We start from the raw sequence: 22412 nt of genomic DNA on the forward strand, positions 1-22412 counted from the left end.
TCACTCACCAAGGAGCCATACGATGAACCTCACCCTCATGGGCGCCACCGGAGGCCTCGGCCGCGCCTTCGCCCGCCAGGCCTGCGCGGCCGGGCACAACGTCACCGCCCTCGTGCGCGACCCCGCGCGCATGGACTTCTCCCACGAGAACCTGAGACTTGCCCGCGCCGACGTCGCCGACCCCGGCGAGCTGGCCGGATTCATCGAGGGCCGCGACGCCGTGGTCTCGGCGCTGGGCCACCGCGGCAAAGGCCCCGCCACCGTCGGCCGCCGCGCGGCCGCAGCCACCACCGAGGCCATGAAGCGCACCGGCGTCGAGCGCCTCGTGGTGGTCAGCGCCGCCGGCATGGTCACCGGCGCCGACGACGGCCCCCTCACCCGCCTGGTCGCCAAACCCCTCCTGCAGCGCATCCTGCGCGAGCACTTCGCCGACTTGGCCGCCATGGAGGAGACCGTGCGCGCCAGCGGCCTGGCCTGGACGATCGTGCGCCCGCCCCAGCTGCTGGACAAGCCCTACACCGGCCGCTACCGCACCGCCGTGGGCCGCAACCTGCGCGGCGGCATGCGCATCGGCCGCGCCGACGCCGCCCACTGCATGCTGGAGTGCGTGGAGAAGGGCGAACCGCTGCGCGCGAGCGTGCAGCCCGCCTACTGAGGGGCCCGGGGGCTAGTCTGCAGACCGTGTATCCCCCCATCGAACCCCACGCGCAGGGCATGCTCGAGGTCGGGGGCGGCGACCGGTGCTACTGGGAGGCCTGCGGCCACCCCCGCGGCGAGCCCGCGCTCGTGGTGCACGGCGGGCCCGGATCCGGGTGCACACCCCGCCAGCGCCGCCTGTTCGACCCCCGCCGCTACCGCGCGATCCTGTTCGACCAGCGCAACTGCGGACGCAGCCGCCCCCACGCGGCCGAGGCCTCCACCGACCTCAGTGCCAACACCACGCCCAACCTCGTCGCCGACATCGAACGGCTGCGCATCCACCTGGGCATCGACCGGTGGCTGGTCCACGGCGGCTCCTGGGGCTCCACCCTGGCCCTGGCCTATGCCCAGTCCCACCCCCGACGGGTCTCGCGCCTGGTGCTGTGCGGGGTCACCACCACGCGGCGCCGCGAGATCGACTGGCTGTTTCGCGGCGTGGGCCGGTTTCTGCCCGAGCAGTGGCAGCGCTTCCGCGAGGCCGTACCCGAGGCCGCGGGCGACGAAGGAGTGGTGGCCGCCTACGCCGCACGCATGGAGCACCCCGAGGCGGCCGTGCGGGAGGCGGCCGCCGACGCCTGGACGCGGTGGGAGGACGCGGTCATCGGCCACGAGGTCTCAGGCGACCCCCGCGCCTACACCGGCCGGCCCCAGCGCGACCGGCTGGCGCTGGTGCGCATCTGCACCCGCTACTTCGCCAACGCCGCCTGGCTGCAGGAGGGCGCGCTGCTGGAGCGCGCCCACCAGCTGCGGGACATCCCGGGCACGCTGATCCACGGCCGCCTGGATCTGAGCTCGCCGCTGGAGACCGCCTGGCGGCTGCAGCGCGCCTGGCCCCGGTCGCAGCTGCACGTGGTCGAGGACTCCGGCCACACCGGCAGCCCGAGCATGAACGAGTGCCTGCTGGCCGCCCTCGACGGGCCCGCAGCGGCGCCCAAGCCCGCGTGAGCCCGGCGGCCTTGGAGGCCGCCCCGGCCGGTTTCAGTAGATGATCGAAACCATCCGGCAGACGGCCTCGGCCAGGCGCCTTTCGCCCCGCAGGCGGGCGCGCGAGCGCGCCTGGGCCGGTCCGATCGCGCGCACGCACAACCGCCACGCGGTGGCCGCGTCCAACTCCACCTGGGCGGCCGGATCCGCCGCCGCGGGGAGGCGGTGCTCCATCTCCCAGCCCCCGCCCGAGGCCGCGCGCACCGTCCAGGCCAGCTCCGCCTGGTCGTCGACGACCACGCGCACGCGGGTCCCGGCCGGGGCCGAGACGTCGGCCAGGGTGTGGGGCAGGGCCCGCATGAAGGTGTCGAGCACCACCGGCGGCACCGGCGGCGCCGGCGGGGTGCCCTCGGTGGCACGGCCCAGGGCTGCGCGGATCTGCTGGCGGTGGGTCCAGTACTCGGTCAGATCGCGGGCGCAGTCCAGCCACAGCGGCGCCGGGTCCGCCCCGGCCCAGCTGACGGGCCGGCCGACGGCGTGCAGGTCGCTTCGGGCCCACATCCGCGCGACGTGGCCGCCGGTCAGTTCCAGGGTCTCCACCAGCATGGGCGGGCTGATGCGGCGGGAGGCCTCCACCCACTCGCGGTTGCTGCGGTGGATGAAGGCCTCGAAGGCCTCGCCGGGACGCGGCGCGGCCCCGGTGTCGTGGCCGTCGCGCATCCAGGCCAGGCGGGCGTAGTCGTCGCCGAGCAGGTGGGCGGCCACATCGCGCACGCTCCAGCCGGGCAGCGCGGTTCGCCGCCACTGCCCGGGCTCCACAGACCGCAGCAGCTCCAGCAGCGCGGCGCGTTCGGGGCCGAAGCTCCCGCGCGCGTCGACGGGTTCTCCCAGCCACGCGTGTGGGGTCATACGCGCACGCTAGCCCACCGGCGAGCGGGGTGTCCCGTCCTTTTCCCGCGGGGCGGTGCCGGCTCCCTTGACCCCGGCCTGGGGGTGGTGCCACTATCACGAAACCCGATGTTTACGTAAACATAGCCGTGTAGGCGCCGGAGCCCCGGCGATGTCCGCGCAGACATTCCCGGCTGAGCGCGAGTGAGGAATCCCCCCATGACGACGTTCCCCCGGCCCGGTGGGCCCGCGACAGCAAGACCCCGACCCGCCGCCCGCCCGCGCAGCGCCCTGGCCGCCGCGGCCACCGTCTGCCTGCTGGCGGCGAGCGCGGCCGGGCCCGCACAGGCCGAGCCCGCCTCGACCGCAACCGTCACCCCCGACCCCTCCTACCAGGGCCAGGAGTTCGAAGGCTGGGGCACCAGCCTGGCCTGGTTCGCCAACGCCACCGGCGACTACCCCGAACCGATCCGCCGCGAGCTGGCCCGCCTGGTCTTCGGCGACGACGGGCTCGACCTCAACATCGCCCGCTACAACATCGGCGGCGGAAACGCCCCCGACGTGCCCGACTACCTGCGCGCCGGCGGTGCCGTCGAAGGCTGGTGGAAGGCCCCCGAGGGCACCGCCCGCCAGGACACCGACTGGTGGAGTGCCCAGGATTCCGACGACTGGGACCCCCGGGCCGACGCGACCCAGCGCTGGTGGGTCGAGACCGTCAAGGACGACGTCGACCATTGGGAGGCCTTCAGCAACTCGCCTCCCTGGTTCATGACCGAGAGCGGCTATGTCTCCGGCGGATTCGAGGCCACCGAGGACCAGCTCGCCGCCGGCTCCGTCGACGACTTCGCCGCCTACCTCGTCGGCGCCACCGAGCGCCTCGAACGCGCCCACGGCATCGAGGTCGACACCCTCGAACCGTTCAACGAGCCCAACACCGACTACTGGAGCACCACCCTGGGGCCCGACGGCGACCCCGTCGGCGGCCGGCAGGAGGGCGCACACATGGGGCCCGAGCTGCAGCAGGACGTCATCCGCGCGCTGGAGGGGCGACTGTCGGGCGCCGAGACCGGCGCCGTGGTCGCCGCGATGGACGAGACCAACCCCGAGACCTTCGCCCGCAACTGGCTGTCCTACCCCGAGGACGTGCGCGAGAAGGTCGCCCAGCTCAACGTGCACACCTACGGCACCGGCGGCCGCACGGCCGTGCGCGATCTGGCCAAGGCGGCCAAGCGCCCGCTGTGGATGAGCGAGACCGGCGGCGACTGGGGCGAGGGCCAGCGCTGGGGCGGCGGCGGGCAGGACTTCGAGACCATGTCCACCGGGCTGGGACTGGCCGGCCACATGGTCGACGACCTGCGCGAGCTGGAGCCCTCCGCCTGGGTGTTCTGGCAGCCGGTCGAGGACTACGACAACATGGCGCCCGGCGGCGAGTCCGACTCCGGCGGCAACTGGGGCAGCATCCAGATCCCCTTCAGCTGCACCGCCGAGGACACCCTGCAGACCTGCCCCGTCCGCACCAACACCAAGTTCGACACAGCACGCAACTTCACGCACTACATCCGCCCCGGCGACCGGCTGATCGGCGTCGACGACGCCTCCAGCGCCGCCGCCGCGGCGCAGTCGGGCGATGCGGCCACCGTCGTCCACGTCAACGACACCGCCGGGCCGCGCGAGGTCACCGTCGACCTGTCGAAGTTCGCGCGCGTGGCGCCGGATGCGACCGTGACCCCGGTGGTGACCGACTCCGGGGGCGCGCTGGTCGAACACGAGGCCGTGCCGGTGCAGGAGGGCGCCGCCTCGGTCACCGTGCCGGCCGAGTCGGTGACCACCCTGGTCGTCGACGGGGTCTTCGGGGTCGCCGCCGACGCCGCCCTCGTCCAGCCCGGCCGGGACTACCGGCTCAGCGGCGTGCAGAGCGGCAAGGCGCTCACCGCCGAGGGCGGCTCCGTGGTCATCGACGCGACCGAGCCCGGCGATGCGGCCCAGCTGTGGGACATCGCCGAGGTCACCCGGGGCCACGACAACCGCCAGCGCTACGTGCTGACCAACCGCGACCGGCGCCTGGCGGTGCGCGGGGACTCGCTGGTGCTCGAGCCCGCCCGCGGCCGGGCGGGCGCCGTGGCCCAATGGATCATGTCCACCACCGGCGACGGGTCCTGGACACTGGTCAACCGGGCCACCGGCGCGCTGATCGACGTCGCCGGCCAGGCCACCCGCGACGGCGCCCCCGTCTCGGTGTGGAGGCCCACCTCGGGAGACAACCAGCGCTGGAGGATCACCGCCGCCGACGGCGGTTGACCCCCGTACCGGCCGGTGCCGGGGGCTCCCGCGGCGTGTCGCCGGACGGGGCCCCGCCACCGGCCGGTGCCCGCCCGCCCCGCTTGCGTCGGAGCGGGCGGCGGGGCCTGGGCGGTCTCAGCCGGCCTGGTCGCCGACGGTCAGCACGATCTTGCCGCGCAGGTGGCCCTCTTCGCTGAAGCGCTGGGCCTGGGCGGTCTGCTCCAGCGGGAAGGTGCGCTCGATGGGCAGGTGCAGCCGGCCCTGCTCGATCAGCGGCAGCACCTCGGCGAAGACCTCCTCCAGCGGGGCGCGGTCATCGCCGCCGCCGGAGAAGCGCACGCCGTGCTCGGCCGCCGCGGGGTCGGCGATGGTGATCACCTGATCGGCCGTGCCGGCCAGTTCCACCGAGATCGCCAGGACGCCGCGTCCCGAGGCGTCCAGGACCGCATCCACGCCCTTGGGCGCGGCCTCGCGCAGGCGGTCCTCCAGCCCCTCGCCGTAGGTGAGGGGCTCCACGCCCAGTTCGCGCAGGAAGTCGTGGTGGCGCGTGCTGGCGGTGCCGATGACGCGGGCGCCGCGGGCCCGGGCCAGTTGGGCGGCGATCAGGCCGACGCCGCCGGCCACGGCGTGCACGAGCACGGTCGTGCCCTCTTCGGCACCCACGCCCAGCAGTCCCAGGGTGCGGTAGGCGGTTTCGGCGGGAATCGGCAGCGCGGCGGCGAGTTCGAAGGACAGCCAGTCGGGCTTGGCCATCAAGGAGTCGGTTGGGGCCAGGGCGTGGGTGGCGGCGGCCCCGCCCTGGGCCTTGCCGAAGACGGCTTGGCCGACGTTCCAGCCGGTGGCGCCGGCGCCGGTCGCCTCGACGGTGCCGGCCAGGTCCAGGCCGGTGCCCTGGGGGCGCTGCGGGGGCTGGGAGGCGTCGGCGGAGAACGCTCCGCTGCGGATTTTCCAGTCGGCGGGGTTGACGCCGACGGCGCGCACCGCGACCCGCACCTGCTCCGGACCGGGCTCGGGCGCCTCCTCCTGCTCCAGCGTGAGTACCTCGGGTCCGCCGTAGCGGGAGTAGCGGACGGCGTAGGCCATGACAAGCCTCCTGGTGTCGTGGAATGCGGGTGGGGACACGGCCACTGTGGAACCTGCACCGCGCTTGGGGTCAAGCGCGTGTGCCGCGGATCACCGCCGGGCGGCGGCGCCTGTGCGGCGCGCCGGTACCGTACCGCCCGGCGCCGCGCGGAGCGCTCACCGTGCCAGGCGCTGCGCCAGGGCGGCCAGGCCCTCGGTGACCTCGGGGGAGGCGTCGACCTCGACACGGGCGCCCAGGGAGGCGACGGCCGCGACGTACTGCACGACGAGCTCGGGGGCGTGCGCGCTCAGGCGCACCCGGCACCGGTGCTGGCCGTGGGGGGTGACGGTGCCGGGCACGGGGTGGAACAGGCGGGAGCGCACCTGGTCGGCGGGCAGGTCGACGTGCAGGTGGGCGGTGTGGTCGTAGTCGGCCTCGGCCAGCGAGCGGGCGAGGAACTCGGCGGGACCCTCGGCCGGGAGCGGGCGCGGGGTGAAGCGCCGCCGCGTGGGCAGCGCATCGGCGATGCGGTCGGCGCGGAAGGTGCGCCAGTCGGCGCGGTCGGGGTCGTAGGCGATGAGGTACCAGCGTCCCTGGGCGGTGACCAGGTGGTAGGGCTCCACTCGGCGGCGCCGGGTGGAGCCGCGGCGGTCGCGGTAGTCGAAGGCGAGTGCTTCGCCGTCGCGGCAGCAGCCGGCCAGCAGCGCCAGGCGGGCGGGGTCGACGGGCACCGCGCCGCGGTGGGGCAGGGCGGCTGCGGCGCGGCCCAGGGCGGCCAACTGCGGACGCAGGCGGGCGGGTAGCAGCGCCTCCAGTTTGACCAGGGCGCGGGTGGCGCCCTCGGCGATGCCCGGGGTGCTGCCGGCGGCGGTGGCCAAAGCGAGGGCGGCGGCCACGGTCTCTTCGTCGTCCAGCAGGAGCGGGGGCATGCCGCGCCCGCCCCGGGCGAGCCGGTAGCCGCCGTCGGTGCCGGTGGTGGCGTCCACGGCGTAGTCCAGTTCCCGCAGCCTCTCGACGTCGCGGCGCAGCGTGCGGCGGCTGGTGCCCAGCCGCTGCGCCAGTTCGGCTCCGGGCCACTGGCGGCGGGTCTGCAGCAGCGACAGCAACCGCAGCAGCCGGGCGGGCATGTCCCGGCGCGTCGAGGTGGGCTCCATGCGTTTCACGATCGCACGCCTTGAGGACAGGGTGTGGCCGCAAGGGCTGGGAGCGTGCGGCCATGACGGAAACGACGTACAGCATCGGGGACACGAACCTGCGGCGGTTGGCGCGCCACACCACCGGGGCGGTGCGCCGTGCCGGCCAGCCCGGCTACGACCGCGCCCGCACCGGCTACCAGCTGCTGGAGCCCCACCGGCCTTCAGCGGTGGTGGAGGCCGCCGGTGCCGCCGACGTGCAGGCGGCCGTGCTGGCGGCGGCGGAGGCGCGGGTTCCGGTTGCGGTGCAGGCCACCGGGCACGGCCGGGCGGCAGCGCTGCAAGGCGGTGTGCTGGTCTCCACCGCGGGCATGGACCGGGTCAGCGTGGACGCGGATGCGGCCACCGCCCGTGTGGATGCCGGCGCGACCTGGCGCCAGGTGGTGGCGGCTGCCGCCCCGCACGGGCTGGCGCCGCTGTCGGGAAGCATGCCCGGCGTCGGTGCGGTCTCCTACACCCTGGGCGGCGGTGTGGGTCTGCTCGCCGGGCGCTACGGGTTCGCCGCCGACCACGTGCGGCGCGCGGAGGTGGTGACCGCCGAGGGGCGGCTGCGTGTGGCCGAGCCGGGCAGCGAACCGGAGTTGTTCTGGGCGCTGCGCGGCGGCGGAGGGAGTTTCGGCGTGGTCACGGCGCTGGAGGTCGGCCTGGTGCCCCTGCGCCGGGTCTTCGGGGGCGGGCTGTACTTCGACCTCGCCGAGCGCCCCGGTGCGGTGCAGGCGTGGGCACAGTGGACGGCGGCCGTGCCCGAGGAGACGACCTCGGCGGTGACGCTGCTGGTCTTTCCCGATATGGCGGGGGTACCGCCCCGGCTGCGCGGCCGCCACATCGCCCAGGTGCAGATCTGCCATGCGGGGCCGGTGGCCCAGGGGCGCCGACTGGTCGCCGAGCTCCTCGCCCGGGCGGGGGAGCCGGTGCGCGACACGGTGCGCGAGCTGGACTACAGCGGGTCCGGGGCGGTCTTCGACGAGCCCGAGACCCCGCACGGATACCGGTCGCAGAACCTGCTGCTGGACTCGCTGGAGGAGGGGGCGACCGCCGAGCTGGTGGCCCGGGCGGGGCCGGGTGCGCCGGTGATGTGCGTGGCCGGACTGCGGCATCTGGGCGGCGCCTTGGCGCGGGTGCCCGAGGGGGCCGGGGCGGTGGGCCACCGGGGCGCCGCCTATGCCGTCAGCGTCCTGTCGCCGGTGGAGCCCGACCGTGGGGAGGGGGTGGGCGAGGTGCACCGGCGGGTGCTGGCGCCCTTCGCCGGGCAGGCGGTAGGGCGCAGTTTGAACTTCACCTTCGGCCCCGCGCCGGGCGAGGAGGTCGCCGCCTGCTTCGCCTCGGCGGATTACCGGCGGCTGCGGGAGGTCAAGGCCGCCTACGACCCCGACGACCGCATCCGCGCCAATCACCCGATCCCGCCGGCGCCGCGCGGGTGAACCGGCCCCCGTTCGGAGCCGTACCGGGCGGGGCGGCAGGTGGGGCGGGGGCGGCGACCGGATGCGGCCGCCGACACCGCCCCACCTTCTGTTTATGGCGTATACAGTTGTGGGTGGATTTCACCGACCGGCCGACAAGGGAGGCGGGCATGCACATCCGCGCCTTCGAGTCCGAGGACCGGGCCGAGTTGGAGGCGCTCGCCGCCTACGCCGGCCGGGGATCGCCCACCGCGTCGCTGTGGGGCCACGCCCCCTCCGAGGCGGCGATCTACCTGGCCCCCTACATCGACCTGGACGCCGGAACGGTGCTGCTGGCCCAGGACGAGGGCGCACTGGTGGGCTATCTGGTCGGCTGCCTGGACACCGCCGCCTTCCCCAGCGAGGACGAGCGCATGGCCGAGGCGATCCGCACGCACCGGCTGTTCCTCAAGCCCGGCCCCGCGGTCTTCTTCGCGCGCGCCATGGCCGACTCCGCCCTGGCCGCCCTGGCCCGCCGCCCGCTGGCCGGCGGCTTCGACGACCCCCGCTGGCCCTCCCACCTGCACATCAACGTCGCCGCGCCCGCACGCGGCACCGGGGCCGCCGAAGGGCTGATGCGGGCCTGGCAGCAGCGTGTGGCCGAGGCCGGGTCGCCGGGCTGCCATCTGCAGACGCTGGCCGAGAACACCCGGGCCGTGCGGTTCTTCACCCGCATGGGATTCACCGCCCACGGCCCCGCCCCGCTGGTGCCCGGGCTGCGCCACGAAGGCCGGCGCCTGCACCAGCGCACCATGGTCTGGAGCCCGTGAGTCCCGGCGGCGCCGCGGGGGCCGCGGGCTAGGCGGGGGCGGCCAGCCACGCGTCGATGCCGGCCTCGATGCTGCGCTTGAGCTCGGCCGGGGCGAACGAGGCGGCCGCGGCGGTGCGCGCGAACGCGGCCATCTCCGCGTCGCTGCAGCCCAAGGCCGCGCGCACCCGCTCGTGCTCTTCGGTCAGCGTGGTGCGTGCCACGTCGGGCACGTCGGTGTTGAGCGTCAGCGCCAGACCGGCGTCGAGCAGCCGCGGCAGCGGGTGGGCCCGCACCGACGGGGCGAACCCCAGCGCCACGTTGGAGGAGCAGCACACCTCCAGCACGATCCCGCGCTCGCGCACCCGCTCGGCGACCGCGGCGTCGCCGAGCACGCCGATGCCGTGGCCGATCCGTTCGGCGCCCATGTCCAGCGCTTCGGACACCGATGCGGCGCCTCCGGCCTCCCCGGCGTGGTGGACGATGCGCACTCCGGCATCGGCGGCCTCGGCCAGCATGCCGGCGAAGGGCGCCAGCGGATAGCTCTCCTCACCGGCCATGCCCACCGCGGCCACCTGCGCGGGGTGCTGCAGGGCGAGGTCGAGGGTGCGCTGTGCCCGCTCCACCGATCGCCGCCGCGAGTGGTCCAGGATCAGCCGGGTGTGCAGCCCGTGGGCCGCGCGGCCCTGGGCCAGACCGGCCAGCACCGCCTCCAGCGGCATCCGCAAATCGCCCAGCCGCTCGCCGTGGGCGGCGGCGCTGAAGGTGACCTCGGCGTAGCGGGTGCCCTGCGCCGCCTCGTCGGCGACGAACTCGCGGGCGATGCGGGCGAAGTCCTCGGGGCGGCGCAGGCAGTCGCGTACGCGGGCGCCCCGGTCGGCGAAGGCGCGAAAGCCCGCGAAGCGCTCGGGCGCCGCCTCCGGCGCCGCGCCCCCGTTGGCCGCGGCGATCTCGCGCAGCGTCGCGGGGCGGATCGTGCTCTCCAGGTGGACGTGCAGGTGGGCCTTGGGCAGCAGGGCGAGGTCGCGCATGCGCCGGAGCCTAGAGGCGTCCCGCCGCGAGGCGAACCGGTTTTTCGCGTGCGGAGGCCGCAGCCCGCGGCGGCCTGCTTTCGCTGCGGTGTGTGTCATGATTGCCGCGCAGTGTGACAACACCCGGTGCCGACAGGGATTTCACCCGCACGCCACCGCCGGTTGGCGCTGGAGCGATACACCGGCGTAAGGCGTCCGCGCCGGTTCACCGCCGGGCCTACCGCGCCCCTCACCGACGACGACAAGGCGGCTTTCGTGAAGGTCTCGGTAATCGTGCCTGCCTATGACGAGGAGGCGGTGATCGGCCGCTGCCTGGAGGCGCTCGCGCGCCAGCGGATGCCCGCCGCAGAGATCATCGTCGTCGACAACAACTCCGCCGACCGCACCGCCGAGGTCGCCGCCGCCTTCGCCGACCACGGGGTGCGGGTGGTGCGCGAGGCCCGCCAAGGCGCGGTGCACGCCCGCAACCGCGGATTCGACGAGGCCTGCGGCGACGTGCTGGGGCGTATCGACGCCGACACCGTGGTGGGGCCGGAGTGGGTCGCCGGGGTGGCCGCCGCCTTCGCCGCCGACTCCGCCACGGGGCTCGCTCCCGACGCCGTCACGGGCCCGTCCTGGTTCTACGACGTCCCGCTGCGCCGCATCGGGCTTTCGGCCCACCGGTTCTTCTGCCACCGCCTCAACCGGCTGCTGTCGGGCCACGCCATGCTGTGGGGGTCCAACATGGCGCTGAGCCGGCAGGGCTGGCACCGGGTGCGCGCCCACACCTGCGCCGCGCCGGGGATATGGGAGGACCTGGACCTGGCGGTGCACCTGAGCCGGCTGGGCATGCGGGTGCGCTACGTCGACGGGCTGCGTGTGCCGGTATCCGCGCGGCGCATCGGCGCCTCGGTAGGGGAGTTGTACTCCTACCTGCGGGCCTGGCCGCGCACCTACCGGCTGCACGGCCAGCGCCGCGCGGCCTGGGGCGCGGCGGTGTGCCTGCTGATCGGGCTGGTGCTGCTGCGGCCCTGCTCGCTGCTGGTACGCGCGCACACCCCCTACGACGGCCGTCTGTCGCCGATGCGCCTGCTACGCCGCTCCTCGGCCGCCCGCCCTCTGCCCTGACCGCCGATCCGCCGTCCCGCCGCTGGCGGGCGCCTGCAGCGGGCGGTGGCCGGTGGCGGCGGATCGGCGCCGGGACCGGTGGCCGGGGCCCTCCCACGCATGCGGGACCCCGCCCGGCCGCCTTCCCCCGCGCGGGGGATCCGCCGCGGACGCCGCCGGGCGTTGACTGCCGTCATGGTTTCGCCTTCCACTCCACCCGCCGCCGCGGCGGGGCCGTCCGCCCCGGTCCCCTGGCGGCCCAGTCGCCGCGTCGTCGCCGTCGCGGCCGCGACGGCGCTGGCCTGCGTCGGCTTCGCCGCCGTCAACGTCGCCTTCGAGGCGACCGACCGCTTCTCCAGCGGCCCCTACGCCGCCTATTCCACCGGGATCAGCGTCATGAATTGGCTGGTGGTCGGGCTGAAGGCCGCAGGGGCGGCGATGGCGCTGCTGTCGGTGGCCCCGCGCCCGCGCCGGCTGCCTTCGCCCGCGCTCGCGTTCGGGTTGTGGGCGGCGTTCGCGACGCTGGGCGTCTACGCGGTGGGCAACGTGGTCCACGTCGCCGGCATGGCCACGGGGCTGTTTGGCAGCCCCGCCCAGATCGACCTCGCCGGTCTCGCCTACGTGCTGTTCTTCCTGCTGTTCGCCGGCGGGTTCGGCGTGCTGGCCGTCTCCCACACGCGCCGCCACCGCCTCCGCGCCCGCTGGGCCGTGCTGGGGTCCCTCGGCGCGCCCCTGGTACTGGCCGGGGTGCTGGTGGGCGCCCCGGCGGCGCTGGCCGCGCTCGGGCTCATGCCCGCGGCGTGACGCCGCCGGGCCCGGCTCACTGCAGGACCACGCACCCGCGCCGCCGCAGGGCCGTGAGCCACGCGGGGCGGCGGTCGGGTTTGGTCCAGCGCACGTCCAGCTTCTGCAGGTTCGGCAGCTCGGCCAGGACCTCCGGCAGCTCGCGCAGCAGTGCGCCCCGCAGATCGAGGTGGGTGAGCGAGGTCAGGCCCGCCAGGGTTCCGGGCAGGTGTTCCAGGGGGTTGCCGCGCAGGTCCAGGTGGCGCAGGCTCTGCAGGTCGCCGATGCTCTCCGGCAGCGACCGCAGGCGGTTGCCGGCGGCATGCAGTTCCCGCAGGCTCGACAGCCGCCCGAGGGCTTCGGGCAGGTGCAGCAGGCGGTTGCGGTAGATGCGCAGTTCCCGCAGCGAGGCCAGGTCGCCGATCTCCTCGGGCAGTTCGGTGAGCCGGTTGTCGGTGGCGCCGAGGTAGTCCAGGCGGCGCAGGCGGCCCAGCTGCGGCGGCAGGCGCTCCAGCCGGTTGCCGCTGAGGTAGAGGAAGTCGGTCAGCGCGGGCAGTTCACCGATGTCGGCGGGCAGTTCGGTGAGCCGGTTGTGGCCCAGGTCGAGCATGCGCAGCCGGTGCAGGCGCGCGATGCCCTCGGGCACGCGGCCCAGGGCGTTCTCGGCGAGGTTGAGGCTGCGCAGGCCGGTGAGGTTCCACAGCGTTTCGGGTACGGCCCGCAGCCGGTTGGCGCCGAGGCCCAGGTGCTTGAGCGCGGGCGCGCCGCCCAGCTCGGGCGGTACCTCGCGCAGCCGGTTGCGGTAGAGCAGCAGGGTGTGCAGCCGCGGCAGCGCGGCCACGGACGCGGGCAGGTGCTCCAGCGCGTTGTCGTCCAGATCGATGCTGCCCAGATCGCGCAGATCGGCCACCGAGCAGGGCAGCCGCTCCAGCCCCGCCCCCGGGGCGGCCAACCCCACGACCCGCCCCCGCCGATACCGCCACGCCTGCGCGGGCACCCGGTCCTCACCGAGCAACGGAAACACCTGCCCGCCGGCGTTCGCGGGGCACTGCGTCCGCCTCGCTCCATTTCATCCCAGCTCGTGGCCCCGGGTGCTGTCGATATGGTCGGGGACCTCCTCGGTGGCGCGGTCGCCGGTGCTGAGTGTGCCGCCGGCTTCCACGAGCAGGATGGAAGCGCCTTCGGGGGAGGAGGGGCGGTGCTCCACGCCGCGGGGGACGAGGAAGGCCGAGCCGCGTTCCAACGACACGACGCGCTCGCCGCCCTCATCGCGCAGGCCGATGTCCAACCGCCCCTCCAGCACCAGGAAGAACTCGTCGGTGTCGTCGTGGACGTGCCAGATGTGGTCGCCGGCGACCCGGGCGAGGCGGACATCGTGGTCGTTGACGCGGGCGAGGACGTGCGGGCTCCACAGCCGATCGATCCCGGAGAGGGCCTCGGCGATCGCGACCGGTTGTGCTGTACGCGCCGGTGTCGGCGACGGTGCCTGTTCGCTCATGCGCCCATGCTCGCGCTGGCGGGCGGACGGCGCCAGTGCTAGGAATCGCACATGGCGCACGAATCCTCGCACGGCGCGGCACCGGCCGTGCCACCCGCTGCATCGGGCCGCCCCCACCGGGTCGCCGTCATCGTCGACGAGGGGTCCAACCCCTTCGAACTGGGGGTGATCACCGAACTGTTCGGGCTGCGCCGCCCTGAGCTGGAGCGCCCCTGGTACGACTTCGCCCTGTGCACCGCCCGGCCGTCGGTGCGCATGCACTCCGGCATGTTCACCCTCTCCGGCGCGGCCGGGCTGGAGGCCACCGAGGAAGCCGACACCCTGATCGCCCCCAACCGCCCCGATCCTCAGCACCGGCCCGACGAAGCCGTGGTCGCGGCGATCGCCCGCGCCGGAGAGCGGGGTGCGCGCCTGGTCAGCCTGTGCACCGGCGCGTTCGCTCTGGCCGAGGCCGGCGTGCTCGACCACCGCCCCGCCACCACGCACTGGCGCTGGACCGAGTTGTTCACCGCCCGCTTTCCGCTGGTGCGCCTGGAGCCCGACGTCCTCTTCGTCGACGACGGCGACGTGCTCACCGCGGCCGGCAGCGCCGCGGCCCTGGACTTGGGCCTGCACCTGATCCGGCGCGACCACGGCGCGCAGGTCGCCAACGCGGTCAGCCGCCGCCTGGTCTTCGCCGCCCACCGCGAGGGCGGACAGCGCCAGTTCGTTCCGCGGCCGATTCCCGATGTCGCCGATGCGTCGCTGGCCCCGCTGCTGGCGTGGGCACGGCAGCACCTGCACGAACCGCTGAGCGTGGCCGCCCTGGCGCACCGGGCCGCGGTCAGCCAGGCGACCCTGCACCGCCGCTTCCGCGCCGAACTCGGCACCACCCCGCTGGCCTGGCTCACCGCGGAGCGGGTGGACACGGCCTGCCGGCTGATCGAACGCGGTGAGGTCCGCCTGGAGGCCGTCGCCCGCGCCAGCGGTCTGGGTACCGCCGCCAACCTGCGCACCCGGATGCGCCGCCGCACCGGCCTAAGCCCCACCGCCTACCGCCGGCGCTTCGGGCCCGCCGCCCACCCCGAGTGACCCCCGGCCCGCGCCGCCGGATGCGGGTTCGTGGCGCCGGGGACGTCGGGCCCGTGACCGCTCTCGGCGCAGTGCCGCATGCAGCAGGCGCGTGCGGGCTCTGCCGGCTACTCGGAGCCTGCCGTCGCGGGCTCTCCTGTATGTTCCGCGCAGGCGGTGCTCATGCGCGCCCGCTGCGGTCGAGGGCTCCGGGCTCTTCCCGCTCCGCGTGCCGTGCCAGGCCGTCCAGCCCGTGGCGGGCTCCGCCCGCCGCCTGCTCGCGCAGGCGCGCCTCGCTCTCGGCCGAGAACGGCACGCGGTAGGCCTCCACCGCCAGGCGCGTGTCCTCGGTGATCAGGTCGGCGTTGATGCGGGCTCCGGCCGCGGCTCCTGCGGCCGCTGCGGCGCCGACCTGGGCGAGCAGGTCGGTGGTGTTGCCCGCCACCCACACGCCGTCGACCTCGGTGCGTCCGTCGGTGTCGGCGGGGATGTACTCGCCCATGCCCATGGGGTGGGCGACCGGGTGCAGGCCCAGTCCGGCGAGGAAGCCGGCGCGGGCCCGCATGCGGGTGCCGACCGCCACCACCTCGCGGGCGATCAGCCTGCCGTCGGTCATCCGCAGGCCCGCGATGCGGTCCTCGGCGGTCTCGACCGCGGCGACCTCGCCCTCGACCACGCGGATGCCGCGGGCCGCCAGCTGCTCGGCCTGCTCGCCCGCGGGCGGGGGCTGGGTGTGGCTCAGCAGCACGACGCTGGGGCTGAGCTGGCGGAACAGCAGCGCCTGGTGTACCGCCATGGGGCCGGTGGCCAGCACGCCGATGGCGCGGTCGCGCACTTCCCAGCCGTGGCAGTAGGGGCAGTGCACGACGTCGTTGCCCCACCGCTGGGCCAGGCCCGGTATGTCGGGCAGTTCGTCGACCAGGCCGGCGGCCACGAGGATCCGCCGCGCCCGCACCGCGCGGCCGTCGGCCAGCCCGACCGCGAAGGCGTCCCGGTCGCGCCAGACGCAGATGACCTCGCCCGCCGCCACGTGGCCGCCGTAGTGGCGCACCTCGGCGCGGCCGCGCTCCAGCAGCTCGGCCGGATCCATGCCGTCGCGGGCCAGCAGCCCGTGCACGCCCGCGGCCGGGGCGTTGCGCGGCGCCCCGGAGTCGATCACGGCCACCGACCGGCGCGACCGCGCCAGCATCAGCGCCCCGTTGAGTCCGGCGGCGCCACCCCCGACGACCGCCACGTCGTAGTCGTCCTTCAGTTGATCGTTCATGCCGATCACCTCCTGCGACGAGCATGCGCGCCCGCCCGGCGATCCGGCAAACAACTTTGCCGCTGTGGCAAACTGGGGGTATGAGCGACGACTTCGACCAGACCCTGGACGCGGTCGGTCCCCGCCTGCGCGCGCTGCGCCGCCGGCGCGAGACCACCCTGGCCCAGTTGTCGGCGGCCACCGGCATCTCGGTGAGCACCCTGTCCCGGCTGGAGTCGGGAGCGCGCCGACCCACCCTCGAACTGCTGCTGCCGCTGGCCAAGGCGCACGGCGTCACGTTGGACGAGCTGGTCGACGCTCCGCCTACCGGCGACCCGCGCATCCACCTGCGCCCGGTCACCCGCCACGGCATGACGATGCTGCCGCTGACCCGCCGCGCCGGCGGCATCCAGGCCTACAAGCTGATCATCCCGGGCAGCGAACGGCCCCGCACGCCCGATCCCCAGACCCACGAGGGCTACGAGTGGATGTATGTGCTCAACGGGCGGCTGCGGGTCGTGCTGGGTGAGCACGATCTGGTGATGGAGCCGGGCGAGGCCGCCGAGTTCGACACCCGCCTGCCGCACTGGTTCGGCGCCGCCGACGCCGCGCCGGTGGAGTTCCTCAGCCTCTTCGGCCGCCAAGGCGAGCGCGCCCACCTGCGTGCCCGCCCCACAGCCTCAGACGAGGCCCCCGAAGGCGCGTGAGTGCGGGCTCACCCCACACACCCGCGGGTTGTTGTTGGACCGGTGCACCCGCGCCGCCTAGCGTCGAAAGCGGCAGGCGGAACCGGCCCGTGCAGGACGGGCCGGACGCAGGCACACCGATCAGGCGTCGGCCTTGCGGGCCCGGCGCGCACGTACCAGGGGGAGAACAATGGCACGCATCCTGTTCGTCATCACCGGAGCCGACCACTGGACGCTGTCCGACGGCACCAAGCATCCCACCGGTTTCTGGGGCGAGGAGGTCGCCGCCCCCTACCGGGTCTTCACCGACGCAGGCCACGAGGTCGTGGTGGCCACCCCGGGCGGTGTGGTGCCCATGGCCGACGACGCCAGCCTGGCGCCCGAGGCCAACGGCGGCGAGGAGGGCGCTGCGCAGGTGCGTCGGACGCTGGAGCAGATGACCGCGCTGCGCAGCCCGCTGCGCCTGGAGGAGGTCGACGTCGGCGGCTTCGCCGCGGTGTTCTACCCCGGCGGGCACGGCCCCATGGAGGATTTGGCCGCCAACGAGGACTCCGCCCGGCTGCTGGCGTCGGCGCTGGAGGCGCGCACGCCGTTGGGTGTGGTCTGCCACGGACCCGCGGCGCTGCTGCCCACTGCCCGCTCCGGCGGCGAGTCGCCCTTCGCCGGCTACCGGGTGACCGCCTTCACCAACGCCGAGGAGCGCCAGGCCGGTCTGGCCGACAAGGCGCCCTGGCTGCTGCAGGACCGCCTGGAGGCGATGGGCGTCGACTTCGCCGAGGGTGAGCCCTGGGCGCCCAACGTGGTGGTCGACGGCAGTCTCTACACCGGCCAGAACCCGGCCTCCTCGGGACCGCTGGCCCGGGAGATGCTCACCGCCCTGAGCTGAGCAGCCGGACCCGCCCCGCGCCGGGGACTGCATCCGGCGCGGGGAAGACCCGGCCCGCACACCGATGGTGTCTTGGGTGGCGCTCCCGGCGCCGGGAGCGCCACCCAAGACACGGCCGGTGATGGTGCTCGTCGAACCGTGCGACGCCTTCGCCCACACCGTGGGCTCCAGGAGCCGCCGCTCGGCGCCATCCAGCGCGAGGTTGTCACCGGATTCCGCCGCCACAGGCGGTGATTTCCGCGCGGTAGGTGACGGGGAGGGCGCGGCCGCCGCACGCGCGGCGGAAGACGTCCGCGGCACCCCCTATCGTGGCCCTGTAGCAGGCGAGCGACAGAGGGCGTGTCCCCGCCGGGCGTCGTCGGCCCGCCCCGGTGTTCCGGCGCCGAGACCGCCACCGCCCGGACTCCGCTGTATCCGGCCGGGCTCACCCCCCACGCGCTGGACACCGCCACCCGGGTGCTGCGCGTCCACGCGCGCCACCAGGCGGACTGAGCCGGTTCTGCGGTCAGCGGGCGGGGACGCCGCGGACCGTGTCCGCGATGGCACAGGGGTTGCGGAGGTCGTCCCAGGTGAAGCGGAGGATGCGGACGTCGGGGTGGACGAGTTCGAGGGCGTTCTGGCGGCGGCGGTCGGACCACCACAGGTCGCCCACCGCGATGACGCGGCCCCGGTCGTCGTGGAACCGGTGCTGCAGATCGTCGGGCGCCACACCACCGTCGGTGCACACCAGGCGGATACGGGTCTCCAGCGGGCTCTGTGCCCGCCCGTCGGCCAGGCCCCACCACGGCCGCGAGCGCCGGCACCCCGCGCGGCCCCGGTTGGCGGCGGCGAACCCCGGCAGGTCCCCGGGCCGCACGAGCCCCTGGTTGAGCGCGGAGTCGAGTAGGCACACCGCCGTGTAGCGGTCCAGGCACAGCAGCAGGTCGCGCAGGGTGCGCCCGGGGCCGCTCGCCCGTATCCCGCCGCGGGAGACGATCTCCTCCGGCGCCGTCGCCCAGGCGTGCAGCCGCACCCCGGGAATCCGGTAGGGGGTGCTCTGCGACGGGACGGCCATGTGCACTGTCCCGTCCCACAGCGGCAGTCCCTGCATGCCCCACAGCCGCGCGGCCATCACCGCCGACAGCAACCGGCCCCGCTCGGTGTGGTCCTGCAGCTCCCGCACACGGAACACCCCGTGGTGGACGCGTTCCCATGCGCGCCGGCGCAGCTGCCGCCGCAGGTCCGGCTCGGCCATCCCGCACCCGCGGACCTGGGTCTTGCTGAGCACCCCGTACTGCGTTGCTGCGGTCCTGTGCGCCGCCCTGATCGCCTCCATGGACCCGAGCATGACCGCGCGGTACCGGCCGCGGCGCCGGACCGTCACAGCGACCACGGTGGAGCGGCGGGTCGGTGATCACCCGCAACGGTAGCGACGTCCGCTGGTGGGCCTGGGCGGGCACGAGCGCCAACCTGACGCTGCGCGCGACGCTGGTCGGCCTCGCCGAGCCCGGCCACCAGGTCCACGACAGCTACCTGCGGCTGCGCGAGGACGTCGACCCGGCCGCGTGGGCGACGGCCCGCGACGGCGCCGCCGACCGCACCGCCCTGCCCGAGGTCAGCGAGAAGGCCTTGGAGGGGCTGAAGTTCAGTTCACCGCAGCCCTGCCGCCGCACCTGGCCGCCCGCACCCTCGCCGCCCGCCTGGCCGACGGGGAGGGAGCCCGTCACCTGCTGGCCGAGGCGACGCGATTCGTCGCGGAGTAGGCCGCCACCGCTACGTGGGCCACGTCTGGCGCGGGGATTTCACCGGGATCCGCTATCGGACCCGGTGAAATCCCCGCGCCAGATCACCTCGAGCGCACCGGCCGCTACGCGCGCCGTCGGCGCGCACGTTCTCGGCGGCGCGTCGGAACCGGGTGAAGACCAGATAGCTCAGCACGCAGGCGACGTCCATCACCATCTCCACCCGCCGCGGCGCCCCCGCGCTCTCATCGCCGCCGCTCACCAGGGAACCGGCCCCGCGGCCGCGAAGTAGCCGCCGGTCGGGGCGTCGCCGCCGGCGCCGGCCATGCGCACGACGATCTCCGCGCCCTCCTCGACAGTCTGCGGGCCCGAGTGGCCGTTGAAGTCGGTGGCCGTGTGACCGGGATCGACCGCGTTGATGCGCATCTCGGGATGGGCGTGGGCGTATTGCACCGTGACCATGTTCAGCGCCGCCTTGGACGAAGCGTAGACGGGGACCGGTATCCACGTGGGGGCGAACTCGGCGCGGACGTCGGGATCGGTGGCCGCGGCCAGCGACCCCAGCCCGCTGCTGACATTGACCACCACGGGCTGCGCGCTCTTGCGCAGCAGCGGTGTGAAGGCGTGCATCATGCGGACGGCGCCGAAGACGTTGGTGTCGTAGCAGGCCAGCAGGTCCGCGGCTGTGATCTCCTCGGCGGAGGTCTGCAGCGCCCCGGTGATGCCCGCGTTGTTGACCAGCACGTCGAGCCGACCGGTCTCCTCGGCCACCCGCCGGGCGGCGGCCTCCACCGAGGCGTCGTCGGTGACGTCGAGCACCAGCGCGTGGGCGCCGACCCGCTGTGCCGCCTCCTGGCCCCGGGCGAGGTCGCGGGCGCCCAAGAACACGTGGTGTCCGGCCTCGGCCAGGCGGCGGGCCGTCTCCAGGCCGATCCCCCGAGTGGCGCCGGCGATGAGTGTCGTCGTTGTCGTCATGCACGCCAGCATCGCCGCAGCGCACTCGCCCAGCCAGCACACGTCTTTTCCTGGGAACGGCGGTACCACCATGATCGCCGCCGCGTGGCACCCGCCGGGCCTAAGGTGGAGGAATGAGCCAGCATGGCGCCGCGGGCGGCGGTCGGCACCCCGGCGAGCTGGGGGCCGCACTGCGCAGCTGGCGCGAGCGGATCGCGCCCGAGGACGTCGGCCTGCCCGCGGGACGCCGCCGCAGGGCAGCCGGACTGCGGCGCGAGGAGCTCGCCCGGCTCGCGGGGATGTCGCCCGACTACGTCGTCCGGCTGGAGCAGGGCCGAGCGACCTCGCCCTCCTCGCAGATCCTCGCCGCGTTGGCGCGGGCGCTACGGCTGGGCGCCGAGGAGCGCCGCCACCTGTTCGTCCTTGCGGGACGGCGCGAACCCGGCTCCGGCGAAGCCCCCGCCGAGCTCGCGCCGAGTGTGCTGCGCCTGCTGGACCGCATGGAGGACTCGCCGGTCAGCGTCTACGACGCCGGCTGGACCCTGGTCGCGTGGAACCGGCTCTACGCCGCGTTGTCGGGCGGCGACCTCTCCACGCTGGCGGAGCGGGAGCGCAACGTCGTCTGGTGCCACTTCACGGGCCTGCCCACGCGCGTCCGCCACACCGCCGAGCAGCAGGAGCGCTTCGAGCGGGCCGTGGTGGGCGATCTGCGCACCGCCTGCGCCCGCTACCCGCGCGATGCGGGCCTGCACGCGCTGAGCGCCGACCTGCGGCGCGCGAGTGCGCGCTTCACCGAACTGTGGGACTCCCACGCGGTGGGCACGCACACCGCCGACTCCAAAACCCTCCACCACCCCGACACCGGCCCGCTCGACCTCGACTGCGACGTGCTGGAAGCCCCCGGCGGCGGCCACCACGTCGTCGTCTACACCGCCGCCCCCGGCACCGAGGCCGCTGAGAAGCTCCGGCTGCTCGGCGTCATCGGGACGCAGAACCTGACCGGGCCGACCGCCGCCGAGCGCTCGGCCTCTCCTGACCGCGACCCCATGCGTACGGGGGAGTGACCGGCCGGCGCCGAGGCACCGCGACCCGCACCGCCCGGCTGCGTCGAGGGCTGGAGGAGCTGCGCCGGCTCAGACCTCGGTGGCTTCCGCGGCGCGGCCGGGCTCGTAGTAGCGGACCATCTGCCGCCAGTAGACCATCGTCAGGCCCATCGTGGCGGCTGTGGCAGCGACCGCGGCCGCCGGGCGGCGGCGGTAGGCCGCGACGAGTGCGGCCACCATCGCCGCCGATCCCGCGGCCTGCACCGCCAGCGCAGCGTCGCGGGGGCGGTCGGCGATCCACTGCTCCTCCCCGAGCATCGCCCGCGTGGACCAGGCGCTGTCGTCGGCGGGCGCGGGGAGCGGTCTGTCCAGGCGGGTCTGATGCGGGCCCCGGTCGGCCGGGCCGATGCGGCGATCCTCCGCCGCCGACCGGCCGGCGGTACCGTCGGGGCGAAGCGGTCGAGAAGGAGGGCGGCGAGACAGTGGAGGCACACGAGAACCGGTGGGCCGAGCTCACCGGAGGCGACGGCGGCGCGCGCTATGCCGCACGATTCACGGCCCTGGCGGAATCCGGAGCCGACGTGCACGGCGAGGCGCACTTCTGCGCCGACCTGCTGGCCCCGGCCTCGCGAGTTCTGGACGCCGGCTGCGGTACCGGCCGGGTCGCGATCCGGCTGGCCGAGCTGGGGCACACGTGCACGGGCGTGGACGCCGACGCCTCCATGCTCGCCGAGGCGCGCCGCCGCGCACCCGGGATGACCTGGCTGGAAGCCGACCTCGCCGGGGTAGCCGCGCTCGGGTTGGATCCGGACTTCGACATGGCGGTGGCGGCGGGCAACGTCATCCCGCTGCTGGCCCCCGGCACCGAGCCCGCGGTCGTGTCGGGACTGGCGTCGCTGCTGCGCCCCGGCGGGCTGCTGGTGGCCGGATTCGGCCTGGACCCCCAGCACCTGCCGCTGGAGCAGGCCCCGGTCTCGCTGGCCGACTACGACACCTGGTGCGCCGATGCCGGACTCGCACCGGTCAGCCGCCACGCCACGTGGGACGGCGACGCCTACACGGGCGGCGGCTACGCCGTCAGCGTGCACCGCCGCAGTCGGTGAACGCGGCACGGACGCGGGCTCCTCGGCTGTGAACTCGCACACGTCCGGCCGCGCGGTGGCCACCGGTTTTGGACGATTCCCACAACCGGGGCCG

The 22412-nt window shown here is 75.0% G+C and carries 24 protein-coding genes; 14 read left to right on the top strand and 10 right to left on the bottom strand.

The annotated features are described in order from the left end of the window. Positions 1-22 precede the first annotated feature (22 nt). Both LP52_RS08985 and pip read left to right on the top strand, forming a co-directional pair. The gene (locus LP52_RS08985; RefSeq protein WP_040272344.1) at positions 23-655 is read left to right on the top strand and encodes an NAD(P)-dependent oxidoreductase; all 633 of its coding nucleotides are present in this window, start codon (positions 23-25) and stop codon (positions 653-655) included. 26 nt (positions 656-681) lie between these two features. Continuing rightward, positions 682-1644 carry a prolyl aminopeptidase gene (gene pip / locus LP52_RS08990; RefSeq protein ID WP_238580799.1) on the top strand — a complete coding sequence of 321 codons (963 nt, stop codon included), beginning with the start codon at positions 682-684 and terminating at the stop codon, positions 1642-1644. A gap of 33 nt (positions 1645-1677) precedes the next feature. On the opposite strand, the gene LP52_RS08995 is transcribed toward pip, so the two are convergent. Beyond that, a complete protein-coding gene (locus LP52_RS08995; protein ID WP_040272345.1) occupies positions 1678-2532 on the bottom strand; it encodes a maleylpyruvate isomerase family mycothiol-dependent enzyme in 855 nt (284 codons plus the stop codon). 198 nt (positions 2533-2730) lie between these two features. Here LP52_RS08995 and LP52_RS09000 point away from each other — a divergent pair, with 198 nt between their 5' ends. Beyond that, positions 2731-4809 carry an RICIN domain-containing protein gene (locus LP52_RS09000; protein ID WP_084723035.1) on the top strand — a complete coding sequence of 693 codons (2079 nt, stop codon included), beginning with the start codon at positions 2731-2733 and terminating at the stop codon, positions 4807-4809. A 117-nt stretch (positions 4810-4926) separates the two neighbouring features. On the opposite strand, the gene LP52_RS09005 is transcribed toward LP52_RS09000, so the two are convergent. Further along, positions 4927-5874: an NADP-dependent oxidoreductase gene (locus tag LP52_RS09005; RefSeq protein WP_040272346.1), complete on the bottom strand. Its 948-nt coding sequence runs from the start codon at positions 5872-5874 to the stop codon at positions 4927-4929. A gap of 156 nt (positions 5875-6030) precedes the next feature. Beyond that, positions 6031-7008 carry a helix-turn-helix transcriptional regulator gene (locus LP52_RS09010; protein ID WP_040272347.1) on the bottom strand — a complete coding sequence of 326 codons (978 nt, stop codon included), beginning with the start codon at positions 7006-7008 and terminating at the stop codon, positions 6031-6033. A 62-nt stretch (positions 7009-7070) separates the two neighbouring features. On the opposite strand from LP52_RS09010, the gene LP52_RS09015 reads away from it, so the two are divergent. Then, entirely contained in the window at positions 7071-8468 is a 1398-nt protein-coding gene (locus tag LP52_RS09015; protein WP_040272349.1) for an FAD-binding oxidoreductase, read from the top strand. A gap of 113 nt (positions 8469-8581) precedes the next feature. Next, positions 8582-9256: a GNAT family N-acetyltransferase gene (locus LP52_RS09020; RefSeq protein ID WP_238580800.1), complete on the top strand. Its 675-nt coding sequence runs from the start codon at positions 8582-8584 to the stop codon at positions 9254-9256. Positions 9257-9284: 28 nt separating this feature from the next. Here the strand turns inward: LP52_RS09020 and add are convergent, their stop codons facing one another. Further along, positions 9285-10265 carry an adenosine deaminase gene (gene add, locus LP52_RS09025; RefSeq protein WP_040272352.1) on the bottom strand — a complete coding sequence of 327 codons (981 nt, stop codon included), beginning with the start codon at positions 10263-10265 and terminating at the stop codon, positions 9285-9287. 255 nt (positions 10266-10520) lie between these two features. Here add and LP52_RS09030 point away from each other — a divergent pair, with 255 nt between their 5' ends. Further along, positions 10521-11372, top strand: a complete 852-nt coding sequence (locus tag LP52_RS09030) for a glycosyltransferase (protein WP_040272441.1) — start codon at positions 10521-10523, stop codon at positions 11370-11372. A 174-nt stretch (positions 11373-11546) separates the two neighbouring features. Then, positions 11547-12155 (top strand): hypothetical protein, encoded by a 609-nt coding sequence (locus LP52_RS09035; RefSeq protein ID WP_040272354.1) that lies wholly within the window; start codon positions 11547-11549, stop codon positions 12153-12155. A 16-nt stretch (positions 12156-12171) separates the two neighbouring features. On the opposite strand, the gene LP52_RS09040 is transcribed toward LP52_RS09035, so the two are convergent. Together LP52_RS09040 and LP52_RS09045 are read right to left on the bottom strand one after the other, a co-directional pair. Beyond that, on the bottom strand, positions 12172-13158 hold the full coding sequence (locus tag LP52_RS09040) for a leucine-rich repeat domain-containing protein (RefSeq protein WP_040272355.1): 987 nt from the start codon (positions 13156-13158) through the stop codon (positions 12172-12174). 45 nt (positions 13159-13203) lie between these two features. Continuing rightward, on the bottom strand, positions 13204-13632 hold the full coding sequence (locus LP52_RS09045) for a cupin domain-containing protein (protein ID WP_052809624.1): 429 nt from the start codon (positions 13630-13632) through the stop codon (positions 13204-13206). Positions 13633-13683: 51 nt separating this feature from the next. Here LP52_RS09045 and LP52_RS09050 point away from each other — a divergent pair, with 51 nt between their 5' ends. Continuing rightward, a complete protein-coding gene (locus tag LP52_RS09050; RefSeq protein ID WP_084723036.1) occupies positions 13684-14703 on the top strand; it encodes a helix-turn-helix domain-containing protein in 1020 nt (339 codons plus the stop codon). Positions 14704-14863: 160 nt separating this feature from the next. On the opposite strand, the gene LP52_RS09055 is transcribed toward LP52_RS09050, so the two are convergent. After that, positions 14864-15946 carry an NAD(P)/FAD-dependent oxidoreductase gene (locus LP52_RS09055; RefSeq protein ID WP_084723037.1) on the bottom strand — a complete coding sequence of 361 codons (1083 nt, stop codon included), beginning with the start codon at positions 15944-15946 and terminating at the stop codon, positions 14864-14866. 80 nt (positions 15947-16026) lie between these two features. Between LP52_RS09055 and LP52_RS09060 the strand changes: the two genes are divergently transcribed. The 3 genes from LP52_RS09060 to LP52_RS27210 all read left to right on the top strand — a co-directional run bounded on the left by LP52_RS09060 (position 16027) and on the right by LP52_RS27210 (position 17989). Next, positions 16027-16632 carry a helix-turn-helix domain-containing protein gene (locus LP52_RS09060; RefSeq protein ID WP_040272357.1) on the top strand — a complete coding sequence of 202 codons (606 nt, stop codon included), beginning with the start codon at positions 16027-16029 and terminating at the stop codon, positions 16630-16632. 169 nt (positions 16633-16801) lie between these two features. Next, positions 16802-17497, top strand: coding sequence for a type 1 glutamine amidotransferase domain-containing protein (locus LP52_RS09065; protein WP_040272359.1), 696 nt, complete (start codon positions 16802-16804; stop codon positions 17495-17497). A gap of 339 nt (positions 17498-17836) precedes the next feature. Further along, the gene (locus LP52_RS27210) at positions 17837-17989 is read left to right on the top strand and encodes a hypothetical protein (protein ID WP_157036278.1); all 153 of its coding nucleotides are present in this window, start codon (positions 17837-17839) and stop codon (positions 17987-17989) included. A 13-nt stretch (positions 17990-18002) separates the two neighbouring features. Here LP52_RS27210 and LP52_RS09070 read toward each other — a convergent pair whose 3' ends face one another. After that, entirely contained in the window at positions 18003-18812 is an 810-nt protein-coding gene (locus LP52_RS09070; protein WP_040272448.1) for a type IV toxin-antitoxin system AbiEi family antitoxin domain-containing protein, read from the bottom strand. A 74-nt stretch (positions 18813-18886) separates the two neighbouring features. Here LP52_RS09070 and LP52_RS27215 point away from each other — a divergent pair, with 74 nt between their 5' ends. Next, positions 18887-19510, top strand: a complete 624-nt coding sequence (locus LP52_RS27215) for a hypothetical protein (protein ID WP_157036279.1) — start codon at positions 18887-18889, stop codon at positions 19508-19510. Here the strand turns inward: LP52_RS27215 and LP52_RS09080 are convergent. Continuing rightward, complete coding sequence (locus tag LP52_RS09080; RefSeq protein ID WP_040272449.1) at positions 19477-20193, bottom strand: SDR family NAD(P)-dependent oxidoreductase; 717 nt, start codon at positions 20191-20193, stop codon at positions 19477-19479. The two genes, LP52_RS27215 and LP52_RS09080, sit on opposite strands and share 34 nt — an antisense overlap. Before the next feature lie 113 nt (positions 20194-20306). On the opposite strand from LP52_RS09080, the gene LP52_RS09085 reads away from it, so the two are divergent. After that, complete coding sequence (locus LP52_RS09085; RefSeq protein ID WP_052809625.1) at positions 20307-21236, top strand: MmyB family transcriptional regulator; 930 nt, start codon at positions 20307-20309, stop codon at positions 21234-21236. 69 nt (positions 21237-21305) lie between these two features. On the opposite strand, the gene LP52_RS09090 is transcribed toward LP52_RS09085, so the two are convergent. After that, positions 21306-21533 carry a hypothetical protein gene (locus LP52_RS09090; RefSeq protein ID WP_238580801.1) on the bottom strand — a complete coding sequence of 76 codons (228 nt, stop codon included), beginning with the start codon at positions 21531-21533 and terminating at the stop codon, positions 21306-21308. Positions 21534-21697: 164 nt separating this feature from the next. Here LP52_RS09090 and LP52_RS09095 point away from each other — a divergent pair, with 164 nt between their 5' ends. After that, on the top strand, positions 21698-22318 hold the full coding sequence (locus LP52_RS09095; protein ID WP_040272362.1) for a class I SAM-dependent methyltransferase: 621 nt from the start codon (positions 21698-21700) through the stop codon (positions 22316-22318). Positions 22319-22412 lie beyond the last annotated feature (94 nt).

Source organism: Streptomonospora alba (assembly GCF_000826685.1).
Classification (GTDB): domain Bacteria; phylum Actinomycetota; class Actinomycetes; order Streptosporangiales; family Streptosporangiaceae; genus Streptomonospora; species Streptomonospora alba.